The 11073-nt window shown below is 56.9% G+C and carries 13 protein-coding genes and 2 pseudogenes; 11 read left to right on the top strand and 4 right to left on the bottom strand.

All coding sequences use genetic code 11. The features are described 5' to 3' along the window. Positions 1 to 39 precede the first annotated feature (39 nt). The 4 genes from cra (at position 40) to BLR26_RS07605 (ending at position 3111) form a co-directional block, all read left to right on the top strand. Positions 40 to 1035, top strand: a complete 996-nt coding sequence (cra, locus tag BLR26_RS07620) for a catabolite repressor/activator (RefSeq protein ID WP_093379517.1) — start codon at positions 40 to 42, stop codon at positions 1033 to 1035. A gap of 2 nt (positions 1036 to 1037) precedes the next feature. Continuing rightward, a complete protein-coding gene (locus tag BLR26_RS07615; RefSeq protein WP_093379513.1) occupies positions 1038 to 1817 on the top strand; it encodes a TatD family hydrolase in 780 nt (259 codons plus the stop codon). Between the two features lie 98 nt (positions 1818 to 1915). After that, positions 1916 to 2410 (top strand): Hcp family type VI secretion system effector, encoded by a 495-nt coding sequence (locus BLR26_RS07610; protein WP_093379509.1) that lies wholly within the window; start codon positions 1916 to 1918, stop codon positions 2408 to 2410. Then, entirely contained in the window at positions 2398 to 3111 is a 714-nt protein-coding gene (locus tag BLR26_RS07605) for a DUF4225 domain-containing protein (protein WP_256326704.1), read from the top strand. Before BLR26_RS07610 ends, BLR26_RS07605 begins: the two co-directional genes overlap by 13 nt. Before the next feature lie 381 nt (positions 3112 to 3492). On the opposite strand, the gene BLR26_RS07595 is transcribed toward BLR26_RS07605, so the two are convergent. Both BLR26_RS07595 and BLR26_RS07590 read right to left on the bottom strand, forming a co-directional pair. Beyond that, complete coding sequence (locus BLR26_RS07595) at positions 3493 to 3750, bottom strand: nucleotidyltransferase family protein (protein WP_093379494.1); 258 nt, start codon at positions 3748 to 3750, stop codon at positions 3493 to 3495. A gap of 3 nt (positions 3751 to 3753) precedes the next feature. Next, positions 3754 to 4530, bottom strand: coding sequence for an AraC family transcriptional regulator (locus tag BLR26_RS07590; protein WP_093379491.1), 777 nt, complete (start codon positions 4528 to 4530; stop codon positions 3754 to 3756). A gap of 94 nt (positions 4531 to 4624) precedes the next feature. Here BLR26_RS07590 and BLR26_RS07585 point away from each other — a divergent pair, with 94 nt between their 5' ends. Beyond that, positions 4625 to 5500, top strand: a complete 876-nt coding sequence (locus BLR26_RS07585; protein WP_093379488.1) for an EamA family transporter — start codon at positions 4625 to 4627, stop codon at positions 5498 to 5500. Here the strand turns inward: BLR26_RS07585 and BLR26_RS07580 are convergent. Then, the gene (locus tag BLR26_RS07580) at positions 5497 to 6099 is read right to left on the bottom strand and encodes a transglycosylase SLT domain-containing protein (RefSeq protein WP_045197126.1); all 603 of its coding nucleotides are present in this window, start codon (positions 6097 to 6099) and stop codon (positions 5497 to 5499) included. The two genes, BLR26_RS07585 and BLR26_RS07580, sit on opposite strands and share 4 nt — an antisense overlap. Before the next feature lie 465 nt (positions 6100 to 6564). Between BLR26_RS07580 and BLR26_RS07575 the strand changes: the two genes are divergently transcribed. The 3 genes from BLR26_RS07575 (at position 6565) to BLR26_RS07565 (ending at position 7592) form a co-directional block, all read left to right on the top strand. Continuing rightward, positions 6565 to 6792 (top strand): hypothetical protein, encoded by a 228-nt coding sequence (locus tag BLR26_RS07575; RefSeq protein ID WP_045197124.1) that lies wholly within the window; start codon positions 6565 to 6567, stop codon positions 6790 to 6792. Positions 6793 to 6857: 65 nt separating this feature from the next. Beyond that, positions 6858 to 7160: a DUF3077 domain-containing protein gene (locus BLR26_RS07570; protein WP_093379485.1), complete on the top strand. Its 303-nt coding sequence runs from the start codon at positions 6858 to 6860 to the stop codon at positions 7158 to 7160. Between the two features lie 63 nt (positions 7161 to 7223). After that, positions 7224 to 7592, top strand: coding sequence for a YcgJ family protein (locus BLR26_RS07565; protein ID WP_256326703.1), 369 nt, complete (start codon positions 7224 to 7226; stop codon positions 7590 to 7592). Between the two features lie 66 nt (positions 7593 to 7658). On the opposite strand, the gene BLR26_RS07560 is transcribed toward BLR26_RS07565, so the two are convergent. Next, positions 7659 to 8189 carry a hypothetical protein gene (locus BLR26_RS07560; protein ID WP_256326702.1) on the bottom strand — a complete coding sequence of 177 codons (531 nt, stop codon included), beginning with the start codon at positions 8187 to 8189 and terminating at the stop codon, positions 7659 to 7661. 654 nt (positions 8190 to 8843) lie between these two features. Here BLR26_RS07560 and BLR26_RS07555 point away from each other — a divergent pair. The 3 genes and pseudogenes from BLR26_RS07555 to BLR26_RS27435 all read left to right on the top strand — a co-directional run. Beyond that, a pseudogene (locus BLR26_RS07555) lies at positions 8844 to 9700 on the top strand (IS5 family transposase). A 361-nt stretch (positions 9701 to 10061) separates the two neighbouring features. Continuing rightward, a complete protein-coding gene (locus BLR26_RS07545; RefSeq protein ID WP_093379474.1) occupies positions 10062 to 10508 on the top strand; it encodes a hypothetical protein in 447 nt (148 codons plus the stop codon). 429 nt (positions 10509 to 10937) lie between these two features. Further along, positions 10938 to 11066: pseudogene (locus tag BLR26_RS27435) on the top strand (serine recombinase); the annotation flags it as partial. Positions 11067 to 11073: the final 7 nt, after the last annotated feature.

Genomic DNA, 11073 nt, shown 5'->3' with positions numbered 1-11073 from the left:
GGCTTTGCAGCCAGTCTCGGTAATAACAAGGAAAATGCGGTGAAACTCAGCGATATCGCGCGTCTGGCCGGTGTGTCCGTCACCACCGCCAGCTACGTCATCAATGGCAAGGCCGAACAGCAACGCATCAGCAAAAGCACTGTCGAGCGGGTGCAGGCGGTGGTCGAAGCCCACGGCTTTACCCCTAACCCCCAGGCTGCAGGTTTGCGCAGCCGGCACACGCGTACCCTCGGCTTCATCCTCCCCGACCTGGAAAACCCCAGCTACGCGCGTATCGCCAAGCAACTGGAACAACGCGCCCGGGCCCAGGGTTACCAACTGCTGATCGCCAGCAGCGACGACCAGCCCGACAGCGAGCGCCAGCTGCAGCAGCTGTTTCGCGCCCGCCGTTGCGACGCCCTGTTCGTCGCCAGCTGCCTGCCGCCAGAAGACGACAGCTACCGCGAACTGCAAGCCAAGGGCATGCCGATCATCGCCATCGACCGCAGCCTCGACCCCGCGCACTTCTGCTCGATCGTCAGCGACGACCGCAACGCCAGCCAGCAACTGACCCGCAGCCTGCTGGCCACCCAGCCTGCGCACATCGCCCTGATCGGCGCCCGCCCGGAGCTGAGCGTCAGCCAGGCCCGCGCCGGCGGCTTCGACCAGGCCCTGGAAGGCTTCGGCGGTAACGTCAGCCGCCTGCAAGGCGAAGCCTTCAGCCGCGAGTGCGGCCAGCGCCTGATGAACCAGTTGCTCGAAGACCTCGGCCGCTTGCCCGACGCCTTGGTGACCACCTCCTACGTGCTGCTGCAAGGCGTGTTCGACGTACTGCAAGCACGCCCGGCCGACTCGCGCCGCCTGCAACTGGGCACCTTCGGTGACAACCAACTGCTCGACTTCCTGCCGCTGCCGGTCAACGCCATGGCCCAGCAACACGGCCTGATTGCCGAAACCGCGCTCAAGCTGGCCCTCGCCGCCGTTGAACAGAAGCAATACCAACCTGGCGTGCACGCCATCGGTCGAACCTTCAAACAGCGAATCTTCCCGGCCTGAACATGCGCCTGATCGACACCCACACCCACCTGGACTTTCCAGACTTCGACCCCGACCGCCCGGCCCTGCTGGCCAACGCCCGGGCCGGCGGCGTCGAGCGCATGGTGGTGCTGGGGGTGCATCAGGATAATTGGCAGCGGGTCTGGGACCTGGTGCGCAGCGACTCGCAACTTTATGCCGCGTTCGGCCTGCACCCGGTCTACCTAGACCAGCACCGCCCCGAGCACCTTGTCGAATTGGGCGATTGGCTGACCCGCCTGCAAGGCGAGCGTCAGCTGTGCGCCGTCGGTGAATTCGGCCTGGACTACTACCTGCCCGAACTCGACCGCGAGCGTCAGCAAGCGCTGTTCGAAGCCCAGCTGCAACTGGCCGCGGACTGCAACCTGCCCGCCCTGCTGCACGTGCGCCGCAGCCACGCCGTGGTGATCGCCACGCTCAAGCGCTACAAACTCAAGCGCGGCGGCATCATCCACGCCTTCGCCGGCAGCGTCGAAGAAGCCCGCGAGTACCACAAGCTCGGCTTCAAACTCGGCCTCGGCGGCGCCGCGACCTGGCCGCAGGCGCTGCGCTTGCACAAGGTGCTGCCACAGTTACCGCTCGACAGCGTGGTGCTGGAAACCGACGCGCCAGACATGGCCCCGGTGATGTTCCCCGGCGTGCGCAACAGCCCGGAGCACCTACCGCAGATTGCCCAGGCGCTGGCCGCGATCATGGGGATTGAGGTTGAGCGGTTGGCGGAGGTGAGTACGGGTAATGCTTGTGAGTTGTTTGGCTGGGCGTAAATCTTTCAGGCCAAAGCAACAATTTTCGGAAACGACCTACATACCCATCTGCTTATTCGAATCTAGGCTGCGCTCTCTGACTACAGGGAGTAACGCTTATGGCCAATCATGGATACATGACCATCACCGGCAGGCAGCAAGGGTTGATCTCGGCTGGCTGCTCCACCGCAGATTCAATGGGCAACAAGTATCAGTCCGGGCATTGCGACGAGATCATGGTGCTGGCGTACAGTCATAACCTTTCCAACCTCGGCAACACCCAGAACGCTACCCACCGCCCGATTGTCATCACTAAAAACATAGACAAGGCATCACCGTTACTGGCTCAGGCGCTGGCCAATCGAGAGGAGCTGAAGTGCCTGATCAACTTCTTTCGAATCTCTTCCAGCGGCCACCATGAGAAGTACTACACCATAGAACTCAGGGGCGGGATGGTCGTCGATTTGAGAATCGATGTACCCCACGCGGTTCTCCAGCACGACATGAATGCCCAGGAACACCTTGCCATCCGCTATCGCGACATTTTCTGGACTCATCACCTGGCAGGCACCAGCGGTCATGCCTTTTGGGGGGACGAGCAATGGAGCGAATGAAGAAAAAACCTGAACTGCGCTCACACGATCTATGGGAAGTCAGTAGCGCCGCCGCACGCCTGACCAGCTACGCCTGCTCGATCAGTGCCCGACATCTTCAGGATGATGGTGTACGCATGCAATTCAACCGCGAGCTGGCGTACTACGCCAAGCGCGTGGTCGATGATGTCGAGCAGCGACGCTTGAGCCCTGAGGAAGGGCTTAGAGAAATCCAGGAAGAGCAGCGGAGTTTGCTTAGCCAGTCGGGCGAAATTTTCAACAAAGGGTTGGGCCTGGCAGCGGGTACGGCTCAAGTAGCCGCAGGGGGAGGCATTTGCTACGCCTCGGTGGGAACCCTGTGCGTACTATTTGGCGTACCGCTTATGGCCCATGGAGCGAACAACATTTATGAAAACAGTCAAAACTTATTATTGAGCAGAAACGATACGCAGGGGCCGGTCAGAAAAGGGTACCAGCATGCAGCAAAAATGCTGGGCCATCAGAGCCGGGAGGGCAATATAGCTTATGGTAGTGTTGATTTAGGTCTTTCCGTATATGGCCTTAGCCGGTACGTTCTAAAGAAAGACAGCTGGCGATTGTTTCGATACTTGAAATCAGACTATGAGCGCGGATTCAAAAATTTGGGAAGCGTATCACTAGGCACTGAGATTATAAGCGATGTAATTACAGGCACGCGAATCTATGAGGAAATTAAAAAATGATAATTACTGCTTTTTTCGCGTTTGCAACCCTGGGCATTTCATTAGCACTTCTATTAAAGAAGCGCTTCACCGGGGCTGACCTAGGCTGGACAAAGTTCCTTATCTGCTTGACCTGCAATGTCTTTTTCGGCAGTTGCTACCTCTATCTAGTGAACCATGAAAAATACACCTACCTTAGAATTCAAAACTACTCATCGGATGATTACCCGCTCATAGGTTGGCTCTCCATGGCACTAGTACTATTTCATGGATGGGCTTATCCGCGAAAGCTATAAAACCCGAGTACGAGCCCAGCGAGAAATGATCCCACCAGCTTTCATCGGGTTTTCGCTTTCTGCAGGGACTCAGCCACCCCACAAAAGGACATCAGCCAACACACCGCTACCGTGGCCACTTACTCAACCACGCCTTGCCCGCAATCCGCTCCTCATAAACCTGCCGCTTATCCACCACAAAGCGCCGGCTCGGCCTGAGCAGCAGCGCGAACAAGTCATCAAGCCCCAAAGGCGCCGACACTTCACACATATCCTCAGCAGTGCGTCGAATCGCAATAGCGGTAGCCGTTTCACACCAGAAGGACATCGCTTCGGCGGATGAACCATAGGGCGCATCGCCGTTGCGGCTGTGCATGCGCGCCATGATTCATAGCGCATCCTTGCTGAAATACCGACTCGGCGCCGCTCCCAGCACCTTGCGAAACACACTGGTGAACGCACTCGGGCTGCTATAGCCCAGGTCCACCGCCACCCGGGTGATCGGCTCGCCATTGCCCAGGCGCACTACCGCTGCCAACAGGCATGCCTGCTGGCGCCATTCAACATAGCTGATACCGGTTTGCTGACGAAACAGCCGGGTAAACGTACGCCGGCTCCGGCCCACCTGCCGGGCCATGTCATCGATGCTCACCTCAAGCGAGGGTTGCTGCAACAGCCGCTGGCACGCCTGGGCCAGGCGCGGATCATCCGGCAGCGGCGCATTCAGCGACAGCGGCGCCATGCTGGCGATTTCGTGCAGCAGCAAGGCCATCAAATGACCGTCGCGCTGTTCTTGCGCATACAGCGCCGGCACGGCTGCTGCCTGAATCAGCAACTGGCGCAAAAACGCCGACACATCAAACACCTGACACAACCCCGGCAGCGCCAAACGTGCCGCCGCCTCGTTGCTGATATAGGTGTTGAGCATGGTCACCGGCCCGCTCATGACCATCTCATGGGGCACCTGCGCCGGCACCCAGATCGCCCGTTGCGGCGGCACCACCCAGTTGCCCTGGCGGGTGAACACGGTAATCACCCCACAGGCCGCGTAGGCGAACTGCCCGCGCTGGTGGGTATGCAGCGCGAAGTGATGGCCATCGGCATAGTCAACGGCGGTCACCACCGCATCGCGGGGAATGTGTTCAGACGGGTCAATTTCAATCATGGCCCGAATCTACCGATATGCGACCCGATAGCGCAAGCGGGCCAAACTTACATTGCGCATAGTTGCGCCCTGCCCGCCTGTGGATAACAACACCATGCAACCAAAACACTTGCTGCTCGCCGTGCTGGTGACCGCCGTCTGGGGCCTGAACTTCCCCATCAGCAAACTGGCCCTGGCCGAGATCGACCCGCTGTTGCTTACCGCCCTGCGCTTCAGCCTCGCCGCCCTGCCCTGGGTGTTGTTCATCAAACGCCCGCCCGTGGCCCTGGGCTGGCTGGCCGCCTACGGCTTGATTTTCGGCGTGGCGATGTGGGCGCTGATCAACTTAGGGATCAGCCTGGGCGTGCCACCCGGCACCGCTGCCCTGCTGATTCAGTTCAGTGCCTTCTTCACCTTGGGTTGGGGCGTGCTGCTGTTTCGCGAAGGCATGAGCCTTGGCCAGTGCGTTGGCGTGCTACTCGCCGCCCTCGGCTTGCTCTGCATTATCACCAGCAGCCCCGGCCAGGCGACGACCGTTGGGTACAGCGTATTGCTGGTCAGCGCCTTCAGCTGGAGCGTTGGCAACGTCATCATCAAACGCTCGAAAGTGCGTGAGATGTTTGCCTTTGTAGTGTGGGCCAGCCTCTTCCCGCCGATCCCCTTGCTGCTGCTCACCTGGCTCAGCCAGGGCAGCGCGCCGTTCACCGCCCTGGCCAGCCACCTTGAGGGCATCGCCCTGCTATCGCTGGTGTTCCAGGTCTACGCGGCGACGCACTTCTGCTACTGGGGCTGGAACCTGTTGCTGCGCGAATACCCGGTTTCAACCGTTGCGCCGCTGTCGTTGCTGATCCCGATATTCGGCATCGCCGGCTCCATCGTCATGCTCGGCCACCACATCGAGCGCAACGAAGGCATCGCCATTGCCCTGATTCTGGCGGCCCTTGCGGCGGGGCTGATCAAGACCCGCCCGCTGCTGCGCCGAACGGTCTAAAACCAACCGCGATCATCTTCCAGCTCCTGGCGACAGGCCTTGAGCTGGGCGCCATAGACCCGCGACTGCGCCTCCACCTTGCGCGCCACCTGCATCAGCCACGGCTTGCTGCGATAAGTCCCACGACTAAAACCGCCGCGCCCTTCGTGATAGGCCAGGTACTGGTTGTAGGTATCCCACTTGGAAATCCCCAACTGGCGCTGGGTGCCGGCGGTGTACCAGCCGATGAACATCACCGCGTCATCGAAGTTATCGCGCGAGCCGCCATTGCCGGTGCCGGATTTGTACTCACCCCAGACCGGGTCCTGAGCCTGGGCATAACCATAGGCCGAACTCACCCGCCCCCACGGAATTACCCACAGCAAGTAGTCGCGGGGCGGCAGCGCATCGGAGACGAAGCTGCTTTCCTGCTTCATGATCGCCATCGCCACATGTTGCGGCGTGCCGAACTGCTGCTGCATCTTCAGCGAATCTTCGTACCAGTCCGGGTACTGGCGGTAGATATTGCACAGATTGTTCTGATCCCTCGGCGGCGCCGTGGCGCAGCCCGACAAGACCGCAACCATCAACATCAGCGCCCACACTCGCCCTTGTTTCATCCATCGCCCCAGCAGAAAAAGAGGGCTTTCGTTGCCCTTCGTATAAAACGCAGCGCCTGGACAGGCCAGGTTGCGGTGACCTCCTATGATGGCGTGGGTGATGGCAGGGTCACCAGCGTGGAACGTGGATTTGTAACGAATAGTCGCGAGAACGGTACGTTAACGGCGGAAATCTTCAGAATTTCCTGATTCCATGTAGTCCATTTCCCAATCATACTTTTGCCGCGCGTAAACCATTGCGATGGCATTGGCCTCACTCTAGTCTCGACCGGTCGTTGACCTTTAACGACAGGCTTTGACAGGCCTCCAGATCTCTAGAACACGTGCACGCTTTATGGCGGCAGTACGTGGGGCACCTCGTGTGCGCCGAGTTTCTAGAGTCCTCGGTCTGTCAACCCGCGTACCGCTGCCACCTACTTGTTTGACAGCAGGTCTGTAGCAGCCTCGATGACTCTAGAGGTTCGCATGCTCAAAATCGTCCCCGACCCACCGCATCATCCCAACCAATCCCTTGAAGACCTTCTCGTCCAGACTTCCGGATATTTGGTCCGCGCGCTGACTATTGCTCAGCAGACAGTGCTGCTCCATCCCAGGCCGCCTGAGCAAGTACTGACCTTGGCCACCATGCATGAGATCGAACACGCCCGAAGCTTGATTGAAGTGGCTTTGAGCAAGGTTCAGTTGAAGCACTGAGGTCAATTTCAGAAGAGCGCCAGTGTTGCCTGGGCAATGCTGGCTGCCTGCTTTGGGAGGTATTGATGAACGAAGATCGTGCTTCAATTGTGAAAACGATAGGCGTCGGCACCTTCGGCGAAGGCCCGAGCGGGAAGACCACCGAACGACTGTTTCGGGTTGAGCCAGGGCACAGTGTGGAATTTGTGCTGGAGCAGGCAGCTTTGTTGATGGGCTGCGTGAACAAGCTGACTCATCACGTGATGATTGAAGAGAATGAAGCGATGACTTGTGCGGCTCATTTTCTCAGTGGGATGGCGAAGGCATTGATCGAGGATTTGGCGACGGCAAATGAATCGCCTAGTCTCGCAGAAACCTCTTTGCCTTAACATGGTCTACTAACCTGCAGCGCCGTGGCTTGCGTAAATCTGAAACCCACTGAACGAAGTCCAATGAGTATGAATAAATCACCTCTACTGTTCTCTTTGGCGCTGCTGCTGGCCGTGGGCGTGATGCCCGCACAGGCCAAACAGCGAGCCGCACTGAAAACGCCAGAGTCGGGCGTGCTCTGCGACCGTTACGTGTGCGCCAACGACAAAGGCATCTCCCGCGAGCTAACGGAAAAGTACCTAGGCAAGAAAGCAGCGACGACCGACGTATTCACATCGAGTGACGTTGACCTGACCGAATTCACCTTCGCCAACGGGATATTCTGCGACGTGAAAGAGCGGTTATGTCGCGAAGATCGCTACTACGGCGCGAACGGAGAGCGATCCGGAGCCGTCTCCAAAAAATACACCAAGGCGCTGTTTGGCGAATGACCGAAAGGTAGCGGGCGAGGTTGAACGCGTCTGGTTATCCTCGCCAACACCGCCTCCCTGTTGCACTCAGCCTGCCGCTGTTCCCTTTCTCAAGCAAGCCCCTGCCTTCCCGAGTTCGAAAAATCTTCTCAAATTATCAAGAACATCGTACTCGGTTACTTTCTCGTCCCGAACCATGATGGCCTTTTGTTTTGTTAGCCATAGATGGTTTTCCTTGTTCTTATTAGGAACTACAGAAATTTCGAAGCTCATCTTTGAGCTCCCCGGCACGGCGCCTGATACCTTAGCGTGAGTGAAGGTGAACGTGAGTTCATTGTCTTTGCTTGGCGAGGCGTTTTGCACGCTAATAATGGGCATTTCGGCTTTTGCAACTGATGGGAGCTTGGCGGAGTACGACACGCTTCCAGTGTGTACGTGCCTGGTTATTTCTAAAAAATAATTCTTGTTGTCTTCCGCACTTGCCGGAATCGTGCAGTTTTCACCTTCAGTTATGAAGTATGTGCCCTCGAACTCATAAGAGGGTGCTTTCTCACAGGCTACGAGGAACAGCGAAACTGTACCGATTAATACTAACCTCCATTTTTTCACACTGGACACTCCATGAATTCCATTATCCGTAATACTTATCTATGGTACCACCTGAACATCCATACTCAATCCCTGGACCAGCAGAGAGACAACAAGACATCAGAAACAACCAGAAACAACAAAGCCCACACAAGGCAGGATTTGTTGGGTATTTCGTAGAGGCCTCAGACAGCTAGAAATCAGATATCTGGTGCGGAGACAGACGGACGGTTGTTGGCCGTGAGGGCCCGGTTTTCGCGGGGCTGGAATTTGGTGGATTTTTTGATGTACCTCATAGAGTGTCTATAAACAAATCAGCTAGTTATGGCTTTCGGTGGAATCGAAGCGGGAATTGGTGAACACCCAGTAAGAGCTGCGCCTGCCTGCTTCAAATGCGAGGTTGGGAACGACAGAAACGACCCACAGCGGCCTTTAGTAGAAGGCAGAAAACGGCAAAAGTGGCCATTCCCGAGGGACAGCTTTCGACCCCATATAGCTGCCCGTCATTGGAACATCAGTCGGGAAAGGAGACGTTTCGTGCTTTAAATCCTGAGTCGTAACTTTCAGTTTGGTCAGGTGCGGGATCAACTAGGCTCTGTACGAAATCCCGAGAAACCTAATCGTCGCTCCTCCAGCGCTGAGATTTTGTAGAGTCACGCGCCATTAACGGAAAGGAATTCTGTGATGGCAAGGCGCTACGAACTCACGGACGAGGCCTGGGATGTGGTCTCCGATCTCTTCATCGAAACCCATGGCCGGGGCCGGCAGCGACTGAGCGACCGACTGATGCTCGATGGCGTGCTGTGAGTACTTTGCTCGGGGGCTGCATGGCGAGATATGCCTGAGCGCTTCGGCCCATGGTCAACGGTGTATCAACGGTTTCGGGGCTGGCGAAACCAAGGGACTTTCGATCAGATGCTCAAACGTCTGCATCTGAGATTGAATGAGCAGGGCTTGATCGATCTGCAAACCTGGATGATCGACTCTACTGCAGTACGCGCAACCCGAGCCTCATCTGGCGCCGGGGAAAAAGGGGGCCTGACGAGCCTGCCGATCATGCATTAGGCCGCAGTCGCGGCGGCCTGACTACCTAAATCCACATGCTCTGCGACGCCAACGGAACACCGCTGCGCTTTCTCCTCTCTGGCGGTCAAGCCAGTGACATCAGCTACGCACAACCACTGTTGGACGAGGTCAGCATTCCATCGAGCCAACGTGGCCGCCCGCGCAAGCGCTGCAAATGGCTACTCGCCGACAAGGGCTACGACGCGGAAGCGCTACGCCGCTACTGCGACCAATATCGAATGCAACCCGTCATCCCGCTGCGCTCGATGAAGCGCAAGCCCAAGCCTGGCTTACCCAGACTGTTCGACCGGCCCAAATACCGACAGCGCAACATCATCGAACGCATGTTTGGCTGGTTGAAAGAGAACCGCCGAATCGTTACGCGCTTCGACAAGCTCGCAAAAAGTTATGCCGCGATGGTCTCGCTGGCTTGTGTCATGCGGTGTATGCGACGGCTTTTTTCAGACAGAGCCTAGCCGGAATGTTGAAGCGCTTGCCTGCCCCATTCGGATCATCGAACTCCACAAGCAGGCCTCAGCCTTGGCCCTTTTCGTCACGGGTGCGAGTCAATATCGCTAGTCATGAACAAACTGGGCGTGCTTCGCCATCCTCAGAGGCATAGAACACCCTGGGCGGCTTGACGCTTGTGCTACCTGGCTCGACGCAGAGAAAGGCCGCGAGTTTGTTGCAGGCGTCTATGTCAGTGACGCGATCCAGGTAGCGGACCAGGTCGATCAGATCGCCGCCTTTGTCACCCGTGGCAAGGGGCGGCGCGATCATCAGTGCTAGCATTTTCGCAGAGGAAAAGTTATAGGTAAGAAAATCAAGGAGGTTCTCATGCCAGGTATTGTTCAGTTTTTAAGCAAAAACGATTTGTTAGAAGCTCGCCGGAATTGGCGATTGCAGGTCACAGAAGTGCACGTCAAAGCTCACTCGCTGACTTGGAACTATGTTTTGTTCGCTGAGAATGGACGTTTTGTTTGCGCTGCGAAAGTTTTGAGCGTTACTGAATACCCTAATCACGATGAACGCCGTTGGACGCTTGAGTTTTCCAGCTTCAAAAACGATCCTAGACTTAGTTTTTCGGCAGAAGGATACGGAGGTCGGACGGAGTGGCTCGACTCTGATAAGGATGATGAGGTTCTTGCTATTTTCGAACAATCCGAAAACATTCGTACGAAAGAAGATCCCAAACTGAATATTTCAATCGATGAAGCGGTCGAGGCGCTAAGTCTCAGATATGACATTGATAGAGACAATATTAAAATCTCGCTTCACAACTAGCATGTAAATATACTCGTTTAATCTACACTTTCACAAACCGCCTCCGGGCGGTTTTTATTGCCCAGCGGAAAGCAAAGCGTCAGAGGATGCTGGGCTTCGTATACCGTCTGTACTCAACTTGAGAACGAGAAATGCACAGGAACATGCAAGCGGTAGCCGCCACCGCACCTATTACAGGCTGCACCAGTAAGCCCATTGACTCGACCAAAGCAAGGGCGATACCGCATCAACGGCTCTACTCCCACTAGGTCGAGTTTGAGCCTGGCGCAAAACCGGTCATTACCAGGTAGAGCGGCTACTGGGCATCTGGCGGATGTATCGCCCAAGTGCTCATTGATGGCAAGAAAGCGGCCCGGATGGCGACCGGAGAGGTCGCAACGTTTGAGGTCAAGCCTGGTCGGCATTTAATAGGTATATATGGTGACGATTAGCGGCAAGTATCAGGGGCGCCCGGTGGATGAAGAGCTGCACAAGCGGGTCAAGGAGCTGCTAGGCGCTGGCATTGGTATCAGGGCAACTGCCCGCCACGCGCAGTGCTCTACAACCACTGTGCTTTGAATCAAAG

Source organism: Pseudomonas sp. UC 17F4 (genome assembly GCF_900101695.1).
Classification (GTDB): domain Bacteria; phylum Pseudomonadota; class Gammaproteobacteria; order Pseudomonadales; family Pseudomonadaceae; genus Aquipseudomonas.
Note: the sequence above shows the minus strand (reverse complement) of the source record. Positions and strands in the feature narration are given on the sequence as shown.